The 20,554-nt window shown below is 50.8% G+C and carries 20 protein-coding genes; 16 read left to right on the top strand and 4 right to left on the bottom strand.

What is annotated here, in order from left to right; translation table 11 throughout:
• Positions 1-262 precede the first annotated feature (262 nt).
• From KI367_RS09190 to KI367_RS09150, 9 genes are all read left to right on the top strand, one after another.
• Positions 263-1,501, top strand: coding sequence for a glycosyltransferase family 2 protein (locus KI367_RS09190; protein WP_036708467.1), 1,239 nt, complete (start codon positions 263-265; stop codon positions 1,499-1,501).
• A gap of 267 nt (positions 1,502-1,768) precedes the next feature.
• Positions 1,769-2,266 (top strand): translation initiation factor IF-3, encoded by a 498-nt coding sequence (gene infC, locus KI367_RS09185; RefSeq protein WP_036708471.1) that lies wholly within the window; start codon positions 1,769-1,771, stop codon positions 2,264-2,266.
• A gap of 18 nt (positions 2,267-2,284) precedes the next feature.
• On the top strand, positions 2,285-2,485 hold the full coding sequence (gene rpmI / locus KI367_RS09180) for a 50S ribosomal protein L35 (RefSeq protein ID WP_212949121.1): 201 nt from the start codon (positions 2,285-2,287) through the stop codon (positions 2,483-2,485).
• A 30-nt stretch (positions 2,486-2,515) separates the two neighbouring features.
• The gene (gene rplT / locus KI367_RS09175) at positions 2,516-2,875 is read left to right on the top strand and encodes a 50S ribosomal protein L20 (protein ID WP_036708477.1); all 360 of its coding nucleotides are present in this window, start codon (positions 2,516-2,518) and stop codon (positions 2,873-2,875) included.
• A 422-nt stretch (positions 2,876-3,297) separates the two neighbouring features.
• Positions 3,298-4,332 (top strand): BMP family ABC transporter substrate-binding protein, encoded by a 1,035-nt coding sequence (locus KI367_RS09170; protein ID WP_036708481.1) that lies wholly within the window; start codon positions 3,298-3,300, stop codon positions 4,330-4,332.
• Between the two features lie 116 nt (positions 4,333-4,448).
• A complete protein-coding gene (locus tag KI367_RS09165) occupies positions 4,449-5,984 on the top strand; it encodes an ABC transporter ATP-binding protein (protein WP_036708484.1) in 1,536 nt (511 codons plus the stop codon).
• Positions 5,984-7,063, top strand: coding sequence for an ABC transporter permease (locus KI367_RS09160; protein ID WP_036708616.1), 1,080 nt, complete (start codon positions 5,984-5,986; stop codon positions 7,061-7,063). The genes KI367_RS09165 and KI367_RS09160 overlap by 1 nt, the downstream gene beginning before the upstream one ends.
• On the top strand, positions 7,064-8,026 hold the full coding sequence (locus KI367_RS09155) for an ABC transporter permease (protein ID WP_212949119.1): 963 nt from the start codon (positions 7,064-7,066) through the stop codon (positions 8,024-8,026).
• Between the two features lie 173 nt (positions 8,027-8,199).
• Positions 8,200-8,529: a hypothetical protein gene (locus KI367_RS09150; RefSeq protein ID WP_212949117.1), complete on the top strand. Its 330-nt coding sequence runs from the start codon at positions 8,200-8,202 to the stop codon at positions 8,527-8,529.
• 87 nt (positions 8,530-8,616) lie between these two features.
• Here KI367_RS09150 and KI367_RS09145 read toward each other — a convergent pair whose 3' ends face one another.
• Positions 8,617-9,063 carry a GNAT family N-acetyltransferase gene (locus tag KI367_RS09145; RefSeq protein WP_306433227.1) on the bottom strand — a complete coding sequence of 149 codons (447 nt, stop codon included), beginning with the start codon at positions 9,061-9,063 and terminating at the stop codon, positions 8,617-8,619.
• A gap of 792 nt (positions 9,064-9,855) precedes the next feature.
• Here KI367_RS09145 and ilvB point away from each other — a divergent pair.
• The 3 genes from ilvB (at position 9,856) to ilvC (ending at position 13,223) form a co-directional block, all read left to right on the top strand.
• A complete protein-coding gene (gene ilvB / locus KI367_RS09140; protein ID WP_036708491.1) occupies positions 9,856-11,601 on the top strand; it encodes a biosynthetic-type acetolactate synthase large subunit in 1,746 nt (581 codons plus the stop codon).
• A gap of 2 nt (positions 11,602-11,603) precedes the next feature.
• Complete coding sequence (gene ilvN, locus KI367_RS09135; protein ID WP_036708494.1) at positions 11,604-12,089, top strand: acetolactate synthase small subunit; 486 nt, start codon at positions 11,604-11,606, stop codon at positions 12,087-12,089.
• A 141-nt stretch (positions 12,090-12,230) separates the two neighbouring features.
• A complete protein-coding gene (gene ilvC / locus KI367_RS09130; RefSeq protein ID WP_036708497.1) occupies positions 12,231-13,223 on the top strand; it encodes a ketol-acid reductoisomerase in 993 nt (330 codons plus the stop codon).
• A 126-nt stretch (positions 13,224-13,349) separates the two neighbouring features.
• Here the strand turns inward: ilvC and KI367_RS09125 are convergent, their stop codons facing one another.
• Entirely contained in the window at positions 13,350-14,330 is a 981-nt protein-coding gene (locus KI367_RS09125) for an aldo/keto reductase (protein WP_212949325.1), read from the bottom strand.
• 243 nt (positions 14,331-14,573) lie between these two features.
• On the opposite strand from KI367_RS09125, the gene leuB reads away from it, so the two are divergent.
• The 4 genes from leuB (at position 14,574) to KI367_RS09105 (ending at position 18,756) form a co-directional block, all read left to right on the top strand.
• Entirely contained in the window at positions 14,574-15,653 is a 1,080-nt protein-coding gene (gene leuB / locus KI367_RS09120) for a 3-isopropylmalate dehydrogenase (protein ID WP_212949115.1), read from the top strand.
• A gap of 369 nt (positions 15,654-16,022) precedes the next feature.
• A complete protein-coding gene (locus KI367_RS09115; protein WP_036708501.1) occupies positions 16,023-16,568 on the top strand; it encodes a peroxiredoxin in 546 nt (181 codons plus the stop codon).
• 281 nt (positions 16,569-16,849) lie between these two features.
• Entirely contained in the window at positions 16,850-17,257 is a 408-nt protein-coding gene (locus tag KI367_RS09110; protein ID WP_036708505.1) for a hypothetical protein, read from the top strand.
• A 386-nt stretch (positions 17,258-17,643) separates the two neighbouring features.
• The gene (locus KI367_RS09105; protein ID WP_036708508.1) at positions 17,644-18,756 is read left to right on the top strand and encodes an ATP-binding protein; all 1,113 of its coding nucleotides are present in this window, start codon (positions 17,644-17,646) and stop codon (positions 18,754-18,756) included.
• A gap of 164 nt (positions 18,757-18,920) precedes the next feature.
• Here KI367_RS09105 and KI367_RS09100 read toward each other — a convergent pair whose 3' ends face one another.
• Together KI367_RS09100 and nfi are read right to left on the bottom strand one after the other, a co-directional pair.
• Complete coding sequence (locus tag KI367_RS09100) at positions 18,921-19,769, bottom strand: MBL fold metallo-hydrolase (RefSeq protein ID WP_212949113.1); 849 nt, start codon at positions 19,767-19,769, stop codon at positions 18,921-18,923.
• 81 nt (positions 19,770-19,850) lie between these two features.
• On the bottom strand, positions 19,851-20,525 hold the full coding sequence (gene nfi / locus KI367_RS09095) for a deoxyribonuclease V (protein ID WP_212949111.1): 675 nt from the start codon (positions 20,523-20,525) through the stop codon (positions 19,851-19,853).
• Positions 20,526-20,554 lie beyond the last annotated feature (29 nt).

Raw genomic sequence — 20,554 nt, 5'->3', positions numbered from 1 at the left:
TTCAAAAATAAGCAAAAACTAAGATAATTCATGATAAAGGGAGGTAAGTTGGGCAAATACATCTTGATTGACAATGTTTTTTGGCTTAAGCTCTTAAATGGCAATTTGACAATGAGCTGTCATATGGCCGACAATCAGTATACGTTTTTTGTTTTCGGATTTTGAAAATAACGGATGCCAGTACAAATATAAAAATGGCCGTTTAAAGCATCGAGAATAAAAAAAGGGGTACAACTCAACAAGGATATGGGGGGTCAAGAGAGTGTTTGAAAAGATTATGATCGTTCTCCAAGTGTTTTTCGGGCTTGTGGGACTGTATCAGCTGGTCCTTTCCTTTTTCGGATGGTATCGCAAAAAAGAATCCAAATCGCATTCTCCGCAAAAAACTTTCGCTGTCATCGTCGCAGCGCACAATGAAGAAGAAGTGATCGGCGCATTGTTAGAAAATTTACAGAAGATGCGCTATCCGAGAGAAATGTACGATATTTTCGTGATTTGCGATAACTGTACCGACAATACGGTAGCAATCACCAACAGCTTTGAGGGCGTAACCGCCTGCGTCAGAAATAACCCGGACAAACGGGGCAAGGGCTATGCTCTCGAGTGGATGCTCGACAAGCTGTGGAAAATGCCGAAGTCGTATGACGCAGTTGTCGTTTTTGATGCCGACAATCTCGTCGACGTCGATTTCCTGCAATACATGAACGATGACTTGTGCAACGGCAAGCAGGTCATTCAAGGATACTTGGATACGAAAAACCCTAACGATTCCTGGATCAGTGCGTCGAACGCGATCAACTACTGGTTCTGTAACCGTTTATGGCAGCTTCCGAGATACAATCTTGGCCTCTCCAACTTCCTTGGCGGCACCGGGATGTGCTTCGAAAGCAAGCTTCTGAAGGAAATGGGCTGGGGCGCGACCAGCCTGGTCGAGGACTTGGAATTTACGGTACGCTGCATTCAGCGCAACGTCTATCCGAAAATCAATTTCGACGCACGGGTGTACGACGAAAAGCCGTTGACGTTCAAAGCGTCGGCCAGACAGCGCCTGCGCTGGATGCAAGGCCACTTCGAGGTTACGCGGAAGTATATGTTCCCGCTGCTCAAACAGGGCATCAAGGAGCGCAGCTTGACGAAAATCGATGCGGCTTTGTACGTATTCAACTCTTACAACTTCCTGATCGGGTTCCTGCTGACGATCATTTATTACATCAATTACATGCTTCCGACGGATCTGAACCTGATCTCGATTTACGGATACCTGCCTCTTTGGGTGTCGATTCCGTTCTCGATCTACGGGATCATGCAATGTCCGCTGGCCATGTATCTGGAAAAGGTGCCGTGGAAAACGTACCTCAGACTCGTGTTTTATCCGATTTTCCTGATCTCCTGGTGGCCGATCACGTTCTGGGCGTTCTTCACGCAAAACAACAAGCAGTGGAGCCATACGAAGCATACTCGCGTGGTTCGTCTGGAAGAAGTGCAAAGCAAGCAGGGATAAGGATGATTTATTGTTGACAAAGGCTTGTCCTCTGTGGTACATTACTCAAGTACGTTAAAACAAAATGGATTTGCAAGCAGAGGCACCAGCTTCTCACCTGGCCGACGAAGGTTGGCGGGTCATGATCCGATGATTTATGAATGCAAAATTTCATGAAGAATTGATCATAGGGATGCTGGTCGTAGACACCGGTATCCCTTTTATTTTTGCTTTTGCAAAAGCATCACCATTCGAATTTGGAGGTGGACGGTTATTAGTAAGGATCATATGATTAATGAGGAAATTCGGGCGAAAGAGGTTCGTCTGGTCGGAGCTGACGGGGAACAGATCGGCATCAAGCCGATTCGGGAAGCTCTCCAGATGGCGGCGGATTTGAATCTGGATCTGGTGAACGTGGCGCCGCAGGCCAAGCCTCCGGTGTGCCGCATCATGGATTACGGCAAGTTCCGTTATGAGCAGCAAAAGAAAGAAAAAGAAGCCCGTAAGAATCAGAAAATCGTGGATATCAAAGAAGTATGGTTCCGAGCTAACATTGAGGAGCATGATTTCCAAACCAAGCTTCGCAATGTCGTCAAGTTTTTGAAAGAAGGCGACAAAGTGAAATGCTCCGTCCGTTTCCGCGGACGCGAGATCACTCACGCCAACATCGGCCAAAAGATTCTGGAACGCGTCAAAACGGAGGTTGCCGAACTTTCCGTCGTCGAACGCCAACCGAAATTGGAAGGCCGCAGTATGATTATGATTCTGGCTCCAAAAGCCCAATAGTCCTGAGGAGGAAGTACTATGCCTAAAATGAAAACACACAGCAGCTTGAAAGGCCGCTTCAAAGTAACTGGTTCCGGTAAAGTAACTCGTTACAAAGCTTACAAAAACCACTTGCTGTCCCACAAGTCCAAACGCGCTAAACGCGTGCTCGCCGGCAACCCGGTGATGGCTTCTGGAGACGTAAGACGTTTGAAGCAAGGCTTGGCTAACTTGAAATAGTTATAACACAATTTTGGGAGGTTTATTATTATGGCAAGAGTAAAAGGCGGATTCGTTGTTCGTCGTAGACATAAAAAAGTATTGAAACTTGCAAAAGGTTATTTCGGTTCCAAACACCGCATCTTTAAAACAGCTAACGAACAAGTGATGAAGTCTTTGGTATATGCATACCGTGACCGTCGCGCAACCAAGCGCAACATGCGCAGACTGTGGATCGTCCGGATCAATGCGGCTGCACGCATGAACGGCTTGTCCTACAACAAACTGATGCATGGTTTGAAATTGGCAGGCGTGGACATCAACCGCAAAATGCTGGCTGATCTCGCCGTGAACGACATCAACGCATTCAACTCGATCGCAACCGTTGCGAAAGAAAAAATCAACGCGTAATTGTCTAACATTAAATGGAAAAACCGCCGTAAGGCGGTTTTTTTTATGCTTCGAAACGGGCCGTTATGGGGCATAACTTCTATTTGTGTCAGAAAACATGACGTTGATTTAGAGATCAAATGAATTAAAGCCAAGGAATTACCGCTTATCGCTTATATATAACATGTATTTCGGGATAAATATGACATGTGTTGTTATATTCAAAACTCCTAAAGCGCTTTCTTTTACTTTTATTCAAAAAAAGTTTTGGATTCCGACGCAAATTTGCTGGATTTTGAGGATACGAGATTGTATAATCTGAATGTAAAATGTCCACGTTTGAAACAAGCTCTCTATTTCTAATTGATAGGTGGTAAATTAATTGGTAGAAGGGATCTTGCGCAAATGATAGGACAAAAAAATTTTTAGGGGGACATACAGCAATGAAGAAAATGTTCAAGTTGTCGCTGATCATGCTGCTCGCATTTTCAGTGGTACTCGCTGGCTGCGGCAAAAAGAAAGAAGAGACAGGCGCAACCGGCAGCGAGCCTGCAGGCGACGCGAAGTCGAGCATCAAAGTCGGCCTGGTTACCGACGTGGGCGGGGTAAACGACAAATCGTTTAACGAATCCGCTTGGGAAGCTCTCGATGCTTTGAAAAAAGACAAAGGCATCGAAGCTCAGTACTTGCAAAGTAAATCCAAAGAAGATTACGTGACGAATCTGAATAAATACGTTAAAGGCAAATACGATCTGACTTGGGGCATCGGTTTCGACCTCGGCCAAGACATGAAAACCGTGGCGGACCAAAACCCTGACGCGCATTTGGCAATCATTGATGCTACTGTCGATTCCCCTAACGTTCGTTCCATCACGTTTGCCGAAAACGAAGGCGCATTCCTCGTGGGCGTCGTTGCAGGCAAAATGACGAAAACAGGCAAAGTCGGCTTCGTAGGCGGCTCCGAAATTCCTGTCATCAAACGTTTTGAAGCTGGTTTCAAAGCCGGCGTCAAAGCTGCGAACCCTAATGTCGAAGTCAAAATCAACTATACAGGCGCTTTCGACAAACCTGACCAAGGTAAAGCAGCGGCAGCAACGATGTACAACGACGGCGTAGACATTATTTTCCATGCATCCGGCGCTACGGGTACCGGCGTGTTCAACGAAGCGATCGCCCGCAACAAAGCCGGCGGCAGCAAAGTTTGGGTCATCGGCGTCGACAAAGACCAATCCCTTGAATTCGGAGATGACGTAACGTTGACTTCGATGGTTAAAGGCGTAACGACGGCTGTCGACAAAGTCACAAGAGAAGTGATCGACGGTCAATTTAAAGGCGGCTCCGAGGTTCTCGGCTTGAAAGAAAACGGCGTAGGTCTTGCGGACACTTCCAGCAAAAACGTTCCTGCAGACGTACTGAAAGCCGTTGACGAGTTCAAAGAGAAAATCATCAGCGGGGAAATCAAAGTCCCTGAAGAATAATACTGCCTGAGCTTATCATCTAACGGATCCAAAGTTGCGAAACGACAAGGCTGGTTGTATAACTGGCCTTTTCTTTGCTTTTTGCCTGAAACCAAATCATGATAAAGGGTGATCTCATGGGTGCAGCGACCCCTGTCGTTGAGTTGAAGCAAATAACCAAACGCTTTCCCGGCATAGTTGCCAACGACTCTATCAGCTTAAAGCTGCATAAGGGAGAAATTCATGCATTGCTCGGCGAAAATGGCGCGGGCAAGTCCACGCTCATGAATATCGTTTTCGGATTGTACCAGCCGGACGAAGGAAGCATCGAAGTAAACGGCAAACCAGTCATTATCGATAGCCCGAACAAAGCGATCGAACTCGGGATCGGGATGGTGCATCAGCACTTTAAGCTCGTCCAGCCGTTTACCGTAACCGAAAATATCGTGCTGGGCATGGAACCGAAAAAAATGGGGATCCAGCTGGACTACAAAACTTCGGTCGCCAAGATCCAGAAGCTGTCGGATCAATACGGGCTGAAGGTAAATCCGCATGCCAAAATCCAAGATATTTCCGTCGGGATGCAGCAGCGCGTCGAAATTTTGAAGACGCTTTACCGCGGTGCGGATATCCTTATTTTTGACGAGCCTACCGCCGTTTTAACCCCGCAAGAGATCAACGATCTGATGGGGATCATGAAACGTCTCGTCGAAGAGGGAAAATCGATTATTCTCATTACGCATAAATTGAAAGAAATCATGCAGATTTCCGATAATGTGACCATTATTCGACGCGGCAAGGTCATTGATACCGTCAAAACCTCGGAGACGAATCCGAATGAGCTGGCGGAGAAAATGGTCGGACGGAGCGTTTCTTTTAAAGTGGACAAAAAGCCGGCTTCGCCGAAGCAAAACGTTCTCGAAGTGCAAAATTTGACGATGAAAAACAAAGAGGGCGTTTCCGTGCTGAACGGCTTGAATTTGAACGTTCGTGCGGGTGAAATCCTCGGGATTGCCGGCGTCGACGGCAACGGACAAAGCGAGCTGATCGAAGCGATCACCGGGCTGTGCCAGGTCGACAGCGGCATCATTATGCTCAACGGCAAGGACATCACGAACAAAAGTCCGCGCTTCATTACGGAAAGCGGCGTGTCCCATATTCCGGAGGACCGCCATAAACACGGGCTTGTCCTTGATTTTTCGATGAGCGAAAACATGGTGTTGGAGACGTATTACAAGCCGCCGTATAACAAAGCGGGCTTTTTGAGCAAAAAGGAAATCGACAAGCAGGCGAAACGGCTGATCGAGGCGTTTGACGTCAGAACGCCGAGCATCGAGACGAAAGCCCGTTCCTTGTCGGGCGGTAACCAGCAAAAAGCGATTATAGCCCGGGAAATAGACAAAAATCCGGACCTGCTGATTGCTGCCCAGCCGACCCGCGGTCTGGACGTGGGCGCGATCGAATTCGTGCAAAAGCAGCTGGTTGCCCAGCGCGACCAAGGCAAAGCCGTATTGTTGATCTCTTTCGAGCTGGATGAAATCATGAACGTTTCCGACCGGATTGCCGTCATCTACGAAGGGCAAATCGTGGGCGAGGTATTGCCTGAGGAAACCAACGATCAGGAGCTGGGTCTCATGATGGCGGGCAGCAAGAAATCGGGGGGTAAAGCATGATGAGCAAATTGTTTAAGATTTTTTCCGTGAACAGCCTCCTGGTGCCGCTTGTAGCCGTCGTTATGGGCCTTATCGTCGGGGCGATCATTATGCTGATCGGCGGTTATGATCCGCTGCTCGCATACGGTTCCCTGTTTAAGACCGTTTTTGGCAACGTTTATGATTTCGGGGAAACGATCCGCGAAATCACGCCGTTGATCATGACGGGGCTTGCCGTCGCGTTTGCATTCCGGGCAGGCCTGTTTAATATCGGCGCCGAAGGGCAATACATCGTCGGCATGACGGCTGCCACGGCGGTAGGCATTAAGCTGTCGGGTTTGCCGATCGTCGTGCATGCGCTTGTAGCCATCATTGCAGGCGGCCTTGCCGGCGGCATTTGGGCCGGCATTACCGGCTACTTGAAAGCGAAACGCGGCGTCAACGAGGTTATTATTTCCATCATGCTGAACTGGACGGCGCTGTACTTCAGCAACTACATCGTGCGTAACTTCCTTCTCGAAAAAGGCCAGCAACGATCCGAGGAAATTAAGGATACCGCATCCATTTCCATCGGCTGGTTGTCTACGGCTTTCGACAATGCGCGCATGCATTGGGGCACGATCATCGCCATTTTGGCAGCCGTATTCTTTTTTATCTATATGTGGAAAAGCAAGCAAGGATACGAGCTCCGGGCCGTCGGCCATAACGGGCATGCTGCCCAATATGCGGGCATGAGCGTAAAAAAGAATATCGTCAAAGCGATGTTTATCAGCGGCGTGTTTGCCGGTTTGGGCGGAGCGTTCCAGGTATTGGGCGTATTCCACTATCAAGCGATTTTCACCGGATCCCCGGGAATCGGTTTTGACGGCATTGCCGTCGCATTGATCGGATTAAACCATCCATTCGGCATTTTGTTGTCCGCATCGTTGTTCGGCATATTGACATATGGTTCGGCAGGCATGAGCTTCGGGGCGGAAGTGCCGCCGGAAATCATCCGGATCGTCATCGGTTCGATCATATTCTTTATTGCCGCACAGGGCATCGTGCGCTGGGTTCTTAAGCCCTTCTATCTTAAGCGCAAGAAAGAGAAGGTGTTGTAAATGGATTGGATGACAACAATTGGCCAGCTGATTAATACGACGCTTGTTTTTTCTACCGCGCTCATTTTTGCCGCATTGGGAGGCATCTTCTCTGAACGTTCCGGCGTCATCAACATCGGGATTGAAGGCTTTATGACCTTTGGCGCGTTTGCCGCCGGCGTGGCGTCGTTTTATGCCGAGGATGCCGGCATGGGCGCAGCTTCGCCGTATATCGGCATTTTGGCCGCGCTGGTCATGGGTGGCATCGCTTCCTTGATTCATGCCGTCGCTTCGATCACGTTTAAGGCGGATCAGGTCATCAGCGGCGTCGTCATTAACTTTTTGGCTGCAGGAAGCACGCTGTACATGGTGAAGCTCTTGTTTGAAGGGGCAGGCGAAACGACGCTGCTCAAGGAAGGGCTTGCGAAGGTGCCGATTCCGCTGCTGTCGGATATTCCGATTATCGGGGAAGGGCTGTTCAACAACTATATCACGACCTATTTGGCAATCATTTTGGTGCTGGTCGTATTTTACGTGCTGTACAAAACATCGTTCGGCCTGCGTCTCCGCGCCGTCGGCGAACATCCGAGCGCCGCGGACACCGTTGGCGTCAAAGTGCTGCGGATGCGCTACATCGGCGTGATCGTCAGCGGCGTTTTGGCGGCGCTCGGCGGGGCGACCGTTACGTTGACGACGACCAATACGTTTTCGCATAATACGATTTCCGGCCAAGGTTTTATCGCGATCGCCGCGATGATCTTCGGGAAGTGGAATCCGCTGGGCGCTTTTGGGGCCGCCGTGTTTTTTGGCTTTTCGCAAGCGATCGGGAACTACTTCCAGCTGTTTGCTTGGTCGAAGGAAATTCCTCAGGAATTTATCTACATGCTTCCTTACGTGTTGACGGTTATCGTGCTAGTCGCCGCGGTCGGAAGATCTTCCGCTCCGGCTTCGCTCGGGGAACCGTACGATCCGGGGAAACGGTAAAACGTTATATGCAAGTGAAACCAAAAGGCTGCATTCCAATGGAATGCGGCCTTTTTGCGCCGGAATTTCCGGCGGAATAGGCACCAAACTTGACGGTATACCGGGCTATGGAACAAGCGGAGGGGGGGCAGGCGGAATAGACTGCCATTGAACACATTTGGAGGAGGGATCTTATGCAGCAGACTGTTACCCGTAAACAAGCGCAAAAGCTGATCGGTCAACATATAGTGGCTGTCAAAAAAGACGGCAACTTGGTTACAGGCAAGCTTCTTCGGATATCAGGAAACCGTCTGATTCTCGGGCGGAGCAAAGGTAAAAAAGTGCAAACAAAGGCGATCATTCCGCTTGTATTGTTCGATCTTTTGGCCATCGGTACGGCTCCTTATGCAGGATATTACGGCGGAGGGTATGGATACGGACCTTACGGGGTTCCGGGATACGGATACGGACCTTATCCGGGAGGTTACCCGGCAGGATATCCTGGAGCGTTCGGATTTTTCTAAAAGAGAAACAAGAAAATAGTGCACTAAAAAAAGTGCAAACATGATTTGAACGACCGCAGGGTTCTGTTTGATAGGATCTTAGATCGGTCAAAGCTTCTTTTCAAGTTCATGGCATTGGTTCAGCGTGTGATAACGCACCGTAACATAACCTAGCTTTCGGTAAAAAGATAAGCCGCTGGCGTTACCAGCATCGACCATCACTTTCGACCGGGTGCACCCGCGTGACGCCGCAAATTTTTCGGCATGCACCATCAGCATATTGCCCCATCTTTTGCGCTGCGATTCGGGTGTGACGGCCAGCATATCGATGTAAAGCAGATTGCCGTGCAATATGAAATGGACGAATCCAAGCGGATCATCCTCATAGCGTTGGCAGGCGATTAGGGTAATGCCGCGGCTGAGTCTTTTTGGGATTTCTTTGCGGACGGTTTCGATCTGGGACGGCGATAAATGCGAGATGGGGACAAGCTGGGAATCGATTAACCGCATAATGAACGCATCGTCTTGTTTCGGTCTCCGATAGCGGATCATCATGTCTGACCTCCCTTCAAACTGGGCTTCTTCGAAGATGAATTTATGTCATCATATGAGTGAAGCCGACATCCGGTGTACGCTCCTTCCCGGGGGCGATTTTTCATTTTTTTAGAAATATGGGTATTGACTTTTAAGTTCGTGGGATCATATAATGTGTCTAAACATTTTAACGAACATAAAGCAACGGCAATGAAGAGGACGAAGTTTAAAGGGCTCTTTTGCTCAGAGAGTGTGAGGAATTGCTGCAACCTCCACCAAAATCCCTTTTATACGAGCTCACCTCGGAGCTGTTCTCCTGAAACGCGTTAAAGCCTATTAGGGAGAATCGTAGGGTCCACGTTACGGACTTAAGGTATGGGAACGGCTGGTGATGCTTAAGTTATGGCCCCGATCCCGTTACCTGGTGAGGCTGACATCGCGAGATGTTTGGCAAATATGGGTGGTACCACGGAAGCGCAACCTTTCGTCCCTCACGCAGATGGAATTCTGTGTGGAGGGCGGAAGGTTTTTTTGTTTTTCGGATATCGGAATGAAATGAGCACCCAAGCAATGGCAGCCCGAAGATCCTAAGGCAAACCTCCCGGCACGCATAACCTTTCTTTCGTGAAAGTACGTCGAACAGACGTTTTTCTTAGATGCGAATCAATTTCATAAGGTTCAAAAGGCAGCAATGAAACGATGTGTAGTCCAGTCAACGTTTTGAATCTATAGATCGTCGCCATTGAACTGCCGAGGATGTTTTGAAATTGACTCATGTCACATGTATGTAAATTTTGAGGAGGAGGATGACTGATGAGCGCGCAAATTCCTGAAGTGCGGTCTACAGAACAATTACGTGAGAAATGGATGAAGTCGGAAGTCATTACCGGCTCGGAAATATTGCTTCGCAGCCTTTTGCTTGAAGGCGTCGAGTGTGTTTTCGGATATCCAGGCGGGGCAGTGCTTTACATTTACGATGCGATGTATGGATACGAGGATTTCAAACATGTGCTGACTCGTCATGAGCAGGGAGCGATCCACGCGGCTGACGGTTATGCAAGGGCCAGCGGCAAGGTCGGCGTATGTATCGCAACGTCCGGACCGGGGGCGACGAATCTGGTCACAGGAATTGCCACCGCTTATATGGATTCCGTTCCTCTGGTTGTCATTACCGGCAACGTGGCAACGTCCTTGATCGGAACCGATGCCTTCCAGGAAGCGGACATTACCGGCATCACGATGCCGATCACGAAGCACAGTTACCTGGTCAGGGACGTCAAGGATCTGCCGCGGATTATCCACGAAGCCTTCCACATCGCTTCGACGGGACGCAAAGGTCCGGTCCTGATCGACATTCCGAAGGATGTTTCAGCAGCGCTGACTTTGTTTGAGCCCAGCAGTAACGCGGTAAATCTTCGCGGTTACAACCCGCGGATGGTGCCGAACAAACTTCAGCTGGACAAATTGGTGCAGGCGATTGCCGAAGCGGAGCGTCCGCTGATCCTTGCAGGAGGCGGCGTCATTTACTCCGGAGGCCATGAAGCGCTGTACGAATTCGTCAAACGGACCGAAATTCCGATCACGACGACCCTTCTGGGACTCGGCGCTTTCCCGAGCGGCCATGAGCTTTGGACCGGGATGCCGGGCATGCACGGAACGTACACGTCGAACATGGCGATCCAAAAGTCGGATTTGCTGATCAACATCGGGGCGCGTTTCGATGACCGGGTAACGGGCAACCTGAACGGGTTCGCTCCGAACGCCAAAATCGTGCACATCGACATCGACCCGGCGGAAATCGGGAAAAACGTTCCAACGGACATTCCGATCGTCGGCGACGTCAAAACCGTTCTGGAAATGCTCAATTCGGAAGTGAAACGCGCGGACAAAGCGGACGAATGGAGAGCGTGGATCCGGGAGTCCAAAGCGGAGAAGCCTTTCAGCTATCAGGATTCCGACACGGTGCTGAAACCGCAGTGGGTCATCGAAATGCTGAACGAAACGACAAAAGGCGAAGCGATCGTGACGACCGACGTCGGCCAGCACCAAATGTGGGCGGCCCAATATTACAAATTCAGCCAGCCGCGTTCGATGATCACCTCCGGCGGCCTCGGAACGATGGGCTTCGGATTGCCTTCGGCGATCGGCGCCCAAATGGCCCAGCCGGACCGCCTGGTCATCTCGATCAACGGAGACGGCGGCATGCAGATGTGCTCCCAGGAGCTGGCAATCTGCGCGATCAACAACATTCCGGTCAAAATCGTGATCATCAACAACCAGGTGCTCGGCATGGTTCGCCAGTGGCAGGAATTGATATACGACAACCGCTACAGCCATATCGATCTGGAAGGAAGCCCGGATTTCGTCAAACTGGCTGAAGCATACGGCGTGAAGGGACTCCGGGCGACGAACAAGGAAGAAGCCCGCCAAGCTTGGGCGGAAGCGCTTGAAACGCCGGGACCCGTCGTTGTCGAGTTTGTGGTCAGCAAGGGTGAAAACGTGTATCCGATGGTAACTCAAGGCTCGACCATTGATCAAATGCTGATGGGAGATGCATAAATATGAGTACGAGACATACCATTGCCGTTCTAGTCAATGACCAGCCGGGCGTATTGCAAAGAGTTTCCGGACTTTTCGGCAGACGCGGATTCAATATCGAAAGCATCACGGTGGGGCAATCGGAAGAACCGGGGCTCTCCCGCATGGTCATCGTAACGATTGGCGACGAACATACCTTGGAGCAGATCGAAAAGCAGCTTTACAAGCTGATCGACGTCATCAAAGTGATCAACCTGAGCTCCAATCCGATGGTTGCAAGGGAACTTGCCCTGATCAAGGTAAACGCCGAACCGTCGGAACGCCCTGAAATCATGGGCGTGGTCGAAACCTTCCGGGCTTCGGTCGTCGATATCGGCAGCCATAATTTGATGGTGCAGGTGGTGGGGGACACCACCAAAATCGACGCGATGATCGAGCTGTTGAAGCCTTACGGCATCCGCGAGCTTTCCCGCACGGGTGTCACCGCGATGATTCGCGGAAACGTATAATTATTCACGATTACCATATGCATACCGCCCGCCGGAGAGCGGGGGTTTGAAGGGATCATGCCTGGCGGCAATACGGCGGAGGTCTCTTGAAACACCCGCTCTTCATAAGGGTTCTTTTAAAAACAAAGGAGGATTTATACAATGGCAGTGACGACTTATTATGAACAGGATGCAGAACTCAGCGTATTGAAAGGGAAAACGGTTGCCGTCATCGGGTACGGAAGCCAAGGCCATGCCCAAGCGCAAAACCTCCGCGACAGCGGCGTGAAAGTCATTATCGGACTTCGTGAAGGCAAATCCTTCGATAAAGCGAAAAACGACGGCTTTGAAGTATATTCCGTTGCCGAAGCGACAAGCAAAGCGGACATCGTGCAAATCCTGATGCCGGACGAAACGCAAGCCTCGGTTTACAAAAACGACATCGAACCAAACCTGAAAAAAGGCGCAGCCTTGATGTTCTCCCACGGCTTTAACGTTCACTTCGGACAAATCGTGGCTCCTAAAGACGCGGACGTGCTTTTGGTCGCTCCTAAATCGCCGGGCCACATGGTTCGCCGCACGTACGTCGAAGGTTTCGGCGTGCCTGGCCTGATCGCCATCGAACAAGACGCTACCGGACAAGCCAAGCAAATCGGCCTTGCTTATGCCAAAGGCATCGGCTGTACCCGCGCAGGGGTTATCGAAACTTCGTTCCGCGAAGAAACCGAAACCGACCTGTTCGGCGAGCAAGCCGTACTTTGCGGCGGCGTAACCGCCCTGATCAAAGCCGGCTTCGAAACGCTGGTGGAAGCAGGTTATGCTCCTGAAATGGCATACTTCGAATGCTTGCATGAAATGAAGCTGATCGTCGACATGATCTATGAAGGCGGCATGGCCAACATGCGCGATTCCATCTCCAATACCGCCGAATACGGCGATTACGTGACCGGACCTCGCATCGTGACCGATGAAACGAAAAAAGCGATGAAAGAAGTGCTCGCGGACATCCAGCAAGGCAAATTCGCCCGCGACTTCATCCTGGAGAACCAATCCAACCGCGCATTCCTCAATGCGACCCGCCGCAACGAAGCGAACCATCCGATCGAGATCGTCGGTTCCCAGCTGCGCGAAATGATGCATTGGATCAAGAAATAATTGAACTTATACCTATCATCAGCTTATTCCCGGAAGGGGAAAGTGCACCTTGCGATCATAAAAAAAGCAGACCGCCAAACGGCGGACTGCTTTTTTTGCTGATTACAGGGTTCTTCAAAGGCCGGCTTACCACGCGTATGCTTCCGGAGCTTCGCCGCCCGGTCCCGGGAAAATTTCATCCAGGCGCTTCAAGACCGCTTCGTCCAGCTTCAAGTCGATTACGCGCAGCGAGCTTTCGAGCTGCTCCAGCGTCCGCGGCCCGATAATCGGCGCGGTGACGGCCGGATGGGTAAGCAGCCAAGCCAACGCGACGTTGTCCTGAGGTTCGCCGATTTCGCTGCACAGCTCGGCAAAAGCTTCCAACTGCGCGCGGTGTTTTTCGATTTTGTTCGGATTGCCGCCGCTGCGAGTGCCCTCCAGCTTTTTCAGCGCATTGCGTCCCAGTATGCCGCCGTCGAGCGGGCTCCAGGGGATGACTCCGAGCCCCATCGCTTTGGCTGCGGGCAGCACCTCAAGCTCCGGCAGGCGGCAGTTCAAATTATATTTATGCTGCTCGGCCACAAGGCCGAGGAAGTGGCGGCTTTGCGCTTTGCCCTGCGCCTCGGCAATTTGCCAGCCGGCAAAGTTGCTGGAACCGACGTATCCGATTTTCCCTTGCGATACGGCAAGCTCGAATGCGCCCCAGAGTTCGTCCCAAGATACGTTGCGGTCGATATGATGCATTTGGTACAGCTCGATATGGTCGGTCTGCAGACGTTTCAGCGAACCTTCCAGATGCCTGCGGATTTTGTATGCGGACAAGCCTTCCGTTCCGTTCGGCCCGTCGGCGGGATCATGCATATTGCCGTGAACCTTCGTCGCCAGGACGACCTTTTCGCGGCGTCCGCCTCCTTGCGCAAACCAGCGGCCGATGATCGTTTCCGTGAGTCCGGCGTTTTGCCCCCAGCCGTAAATGTTCGCCGTATCAAAAAACTGGATTCCCGCATCGAGGGCGGCATCCATGATGCGGAACGCCTCTTTTTCGTCCGTCGCCGGTCCGAAATTCATCGTCCCAAGGCATAAGCGGCTGACCTTCAGCCCTGATTTGCCGAGATAGGTATATTGCAACATCGTTCAACTCCTTCAGCGTGAATTTGGGTCTATACGATACCATTGTAGCCCGATCGCGCAGGAATAGGAATGTCGGAAATTACGATGGATGGCGAATCGGTTGCTCATGCAGCAGCTTATAGGAAAATACTATAAAGGTGATAGATTCTATATCTTGGTCAATGCCCTGCGGAATATGATACAACAGTAGATAAGAATAGTGATCAGTGAGTGAAGGAACCAGAAGGAGTGACGGAAACCATGCCAGAAGTGAAGAAAATTGCCGTGATCAGCGGGGACGGAATCGGACCGGAGGTCGTAGCCGAAGCCGAGAAGGTGCTTAAACGTACGGAAGAGCTGTTTGGTTATTCGTTTGAAACGGAACACGCTCTGTTCGGCGGGATTGCGATTGACGAGAAAGGAACGCCTCTTCCGGAGGAAACGCTGGCGGTGTGCAAAAATGCCGATGCGGTGCTTCTCGGCGCCGTGGGCGGACCGAAATGGGACAGCAACCCGAAGGAACTGCGGCCGGAAACGGGTTTGCTCGGAATCCGCAAAGCGCTCGGATTGTTCTCCAATCTTCGTCCGGCGGTTGTGTTCGATTGCCTGAAGGATGCCTCGACGCTGAAACCGGAAGTGCTTGAAGGCACGGATTTGATGGTCGTTCGCGAATTGACCGGCGGGATTTATTTCGGAGATAAATTCAGACGCCAAGGCGAACACGGGGAAGAAGCGGTCGATACCTGCGTATACAACGTGGCCGAAGTGGAGCGCATCGTTCGCCAAGCCTTCGAAATCGCCCAGAAACGCCGCAAAAAGCTCGCTTCCGTCGACAAAGCCAACGTCCTGGAAACTTCTCGCCTGTGGCGGGAAGTCGTCATCCGCGTTGCGGCGGATTACCCGGACGTGGAGCTGGAACACGTGCTCGTCGACAACTGCGCGATGCAGCTGCTCCGCCGTCCGGCAAGCTTCGACGTCATCGTGACGGAGAACATGTTCGGCGATATTTTGAGCGATGAGGCAGCGATGCTTACGGGCTCCATCGGCATGCTGGCTTCCGCATCGATGGGCGAAGGGGCGTTCGGTTTGTACGAACCGGTGCACGGTTCCGCGCCGGACATCGCCGGCCAGAATCTGGCGAACCCGATCGCGACGATTTTGTCCTTGGCGATGATGCTTCGCCTGACCTTCGGTTATGCCGACGCGGCGGACGCCATCGAAGCAGCGGTAGCGAAGGTTCTGAACGACGGCCATCGCACAAGCGACATTGCCGTGGACAAGAGCAAAGCCATCGGTACCCGCGAGATGGGCGATCTGATCGTGGCAGCGATGAAGAAATAATTGAAAGCTCAACCGGGCAGCAACAAACCAAACGGGCGTCGCCTTTATGAGGCGGTGCCCGTTTTGCCGTATATCGGGAAACCCTTAAGAGCACCCTTAAAAACAAGTGAGAAAAATAAGGTGCAGATAAAGACATATATAATAGGAAGCTTTTGTTCACGAAATCGTTCTGTTTATAATTATTACAAATAAATAACGAATATAATCTTGACTTTGAAATGGGCTGATGATAACATTTTAAATGTAGGTTCCGCCGGGATCGCACATACTTTGAAACAAGAAAAACATATGTTTTTCTTTCATATAGAACAGGGGAGAGCTTTCGCCATCCGGCTGTTCTATAGATATCATAAAGGAGGATTTTTAAACATGGCAGAACGTTTAGTAGGTAAACCAGCTCCAGATTTCACGATGGAAACCGTACTTGGTGACGGCTCCGATTTCAGTAAAGTAAGCCTGTCCGACTACCGCGGCAAATGGCTCGTATTTTTCTTCTATCCTTTGGACTTCACTTTCGTGTGCCCAACGGAAATCACGGCTCTGAGCGAAGCCGCTTCCCAATTCAGAGCGCTTGACGCTGAAATCCTCGGCGTAAGCACGGACTCGATCCACAGCCACAAAGCTTGGATCAACACGCCAACGGACGCTAACGGTCTCGGCAAAATCAACTTCCCGCTGGCTTCGGACATCACAAGATCCGTTTCGAAAGACTACGGCGTATACATCGAAGAAGAAGGCGTAGCGCTGCGCGGCCTCTTCATCATCAACCCTGAAGGCGAACTGAAATATCAAGTGGTGAACCACAACGATATCGGCCGCAGCGTTGAAGAAACATTGCGCGTATTGCAAGCTCTGCAATCCGGCGGACTGTGCGCAATGAACTGGAAACCAGGCGACAAAAACCTTGTTGTCTAATTCAGTTTTAACATAAGACAAGCCCCCTTTGCCAAGCCTAAGGATGAACCTTATGCCGGCAACGGGGGCTTTTTATACCTGTCGGCGAAAAACGGCGCCTGTGCGTCAAAAGCACGAGATCCGGCGCGGCCTAGGCCTTTATTCCGATTTTTGCCTTAAATCCGGCCTGGGGTTGCAGGATTTTTATCCGGCCGCATCGAACTGAAAAAAAGGAATCGACATAAATAAAAGCGAATACATTAATGAGGAATGCGGTGGAATCAAGAGGAGGGTGAACTGGCATGAGTTATTGCTGCGGAGCGAGTATGGTTGGAACGAAGGGAACGTTGAAGCATTACCGCACCCAAGTCCATAATGTTCCCCTGCTGTTCTGTCCCGTGTGCCACCGGGTTGAAGTTCATTATAAAGTCGAAAACGAATATGAAATTTTAGCTGAATATGCGCATGGAGACGGGACGGCGGAGATCGATTTTCAGGATTACGTCGTGGAGGACGATGAGGCCATCTTCGAAAACGTCGTCAACTGCGAAAAGGAGGATCCGAAAGACATCGTACAAAGCCAGATCGATATGGCACTGGACCTGCTGACCATCGCCAAACAGATGAAGGACGAGAAATGGGAGGGCGAATTAAAGAGACGATTGGCCGTGATGAGCCAGCGAAGATTGCGGCTGCAGCATAAGGCATAAAAACACGATACGCAGAAAGTCTATTACAGAAGCAGAAATGCCTGATTGGATAGATAAAGAAAAGCATCGGTACATGCGCTTCATGTATTTGATGCTTTAATTTTGTGCCGAAATGGGTAAATTTAACGGTATCTTCGATTTTTCGACAGTTTTTCCGATTGAGTTTTCGGCTTACCTTGTCTATGATAAAACTATCATTTTAGATTGTAGAATTTACCAAGTTTACTGAGAAGCTGAAGGATTTCTGTAATCGCAAGGAGAAACATTGATAATGTGGACCGTCATCTAAGAAAGTCACGTCGATCGACGTTTTCTTTTTGTTTGTCGTGTAGGTGAAGAATAGGAAATGGGGGAGGCCATCCTTCATTTCTGAAAGGGGGAGTATCGTGTTGGGCGATATCCAAGAGACGCTGTTACAGTCCCTTGAGGCTTTTCAATCTACGCAGCTGGTAAAAAACAAGTATGAAAACATTCTGGAGCATCTCGACAGCGGCGTCATGCTGTTTGACAGCGAGGGTGTACTGACGTTTATCAATGTCCAAATGGCAAGACTGCTCGAAGTTTCCCGCAAATCATTAACGGGGTGCACGATCGTACAGATTTTGCGCCATCCGCAGCTGAGCCGCTACAAGAAAAAGAAAATTTTGCGGATTTATCGCGAAACCCTGATTCATCGCAAAAAATACCACGAGTTAACGGACGAGTCCGGGCGGCAGTGGCTGCTTACGGTAACCGACGGCGACCAAATGGACGGCGACTACTTGTTCAGCGTCAAGGACGTATCGGATTTCAAACAGATCGAGCAGACCGCCTACCGCAACGACAAATTGGCCATGCTGGGCAAAATTTCCGCCTCCATTGCCCATGAAATCCGGAATCCGCTGACTGCCATTCGCGGTTTCATTCAGCTTTTGCGTCCCCATCTCATTAAACTGGGTAAAGACGAATACGCCCGCATTATTTTGACCGAAATCGATCGGGCCAATGATATCATATACGAGTTCCTGAATTCATCCAAGCCGTCTGCTCCGCAAACCACCGTTATTCCGGTCTCCTCGCTCCTGAAGGAGGTCGTGCTGCTGACCGAAAGCGAAGCGCTGATGAAAGGCTGTCAGGTCATCCTGCACGAGGACAAGCAGCCTCTGCACATCTCGGTAGACGTCAAGCAGATTAAACAGGTGATTTTGAACATCGTCAAAAATGCGATGGACGCCATCGAACATTTAAGCGGCGAAAACGGAGGGCTTATTGAAATCCAAACGAACCGGGACAATAAGAACGTACATATTTGCATATCCGATAACGGCAAGGGGATGGACCATAACACGCTTTCCCATCTTTTCGATCCATTTTTTACGACCAAGGAAAGCGGGACGGGCCTCGGCTTGTCCGTCAGTTACCGGATCATCAAAAACCATAAAGGTTATATCGCCGTCAACAGCACCGTCGGCCAAGGCACGGAATTCGTCATTTCGCTGCCGATCGTGGAAGTGGTATAACCGGTATGCCAAAATAAGCCTGGTCCTTCACGCAAGACGGTTGAGGGAGCGGGCTTTTTTTCGGGCGAACATGTAATTCTGCCGGCCGGCTGCTGCACGGAAAATAAGAATAAGGCCCGCCTTCCTAAGAAGACGGGAGCAGCTTGACTTAAAGCGGTTCGATGCTATTTCAAGGCTTGGAGGGCCGCCTCCGTAACATGGATAAACCTCTCGCCCCGGGCGATCACGTGGATGCGCATCTCGGGAAAATGGTCGTATACATAATCCACGAAATATCCCGGACGCTCCGCATTCCCTGCAAAAATGTCGTAATGCATGGGGATCGTCATCCCGATGCCGGCCGTTTTCGCCAGCTCGGCTGCTTCACGGTAGTCCATGTTGCCAACAATGCCGCGGCTGTTCCGGAATGTGTCCCGGCCATTGATCGGCAGCAGCCCGAGGTCGATGGATTCCTTGCGCAGCCGGTCCGCCAGGCCTTCGTAGACCACCGTATCCCCGGCATGGTAGACCGTAACGCCATTCAGCTTGATGAGGTAACCGACGTAACGGTGATAACCTTGCTCGTCCGTTTCCAGTTCTTCGTGCGCAGCCGGGATCGGCTGGATGATCGTTTCATCGCCGAATTCTTTTTCGGTATCCGCGATGAGGAAGCGCTCGCGAGGCACGCCTTGCTTTTTCATGTCCTCCCAGCAGCATGCCGGAGCCATAAAAAAGGTGTCCCTGCCGGTTCGCACCATGGCGGCAATCGCGTCCAGATCCAAATGATCCATGTGCTCATGCGTAATCAGGCAGTAGTCGGCATTCGTAATATGTTCCGGGTCGATCGGAGCCGGATAAATGCGGTCCGGGTTATGGGTGACATACGGATCGATATAAATGACGGTTGTTCCGCCTTTGAGGATAAAACTGGCTTGTCCAAGCGGCCAAACCGCGACCATGCCGTAAGGCACGACGGTATTTTCGATTTCCTGGATCAGCAGCTGGCCTTTTGGTGATTGCAGCGACGGGCTCATGTCCATCTCTCCTTTCCACACATCAAACTTATCATCCTTTGGGGAACCGATGCAATTCCCTTTATATGAAGAATTCAGATTTTAATCTCTTCCCAAAACCGTCTTAACCAGGTGATCCGCCCGGCGGGTCGTTTCCGGCAAACGGTAGCGGGGAGAAAGCTTTAAAATCCACTCGCGGGCGGATGCGAGCGATATGCGATGCCCGACGGACACGAAAATAGGTTTAACCCCTTCCTGGGTTCTCAGCACGCTTCCGATTTCCTCGCCATGATCCACTAAGGAAGAATAGGATCCCCGTTTCAAATCCGGTTCCGCATACTCGCCAATAAGCCTCGTTTTGCCGCATCCGATCGTAGGGAGTTCCAAAAGGACGCCCAAATGGCTGGCTAATCCAAACCGTCTCGGATGGGCGACGCCCTGGCCATCGCAGACGACCAGCTGGGGCGTCATCTTTATTTTCTCAAACGCTTTGATGACCGGGGGAAGCTCCCGAAATGAAAACAAGCCCGGGATATAAGGAAAAGCGGCGGTGTCCTCGACGGTGGCCGATTCGACGAGCTCGAGCGAGCCTGCATCCAAAATCACCACGGCCGCGACAAGATTGCCGCTATGCTTGCTGTAGGCGACGTCCACCCCGGCGACATATTCAACCGATGAAAAAGAGTCTTCCTGAATCACTTTTTGCGCCAGATCCCGCTGCAGCGCAGCGGCTTCGGATTCGTCCAATTGCCATGAGTGCCGCATCCGTAGTTCCATAAACTTGCCTCCATTTGTTTGCATGAAAA

Origin of the sequence: Paenibacillus cookii, from assembly GCF_018333375.1 — a bacterium.
GTDB classification, from domain to species: domain Bacteria; phylum Bacillota; class Bacilli; order Paenibacillales; family Paenibacillaceae; genus Paenibacillus_AQ; species Paenibacillus_AQ cookii.
Note: the sequence above shows the minus strand (reverse complement) of the source record. Positions and strands in the feature narration are given on the sequence as shown.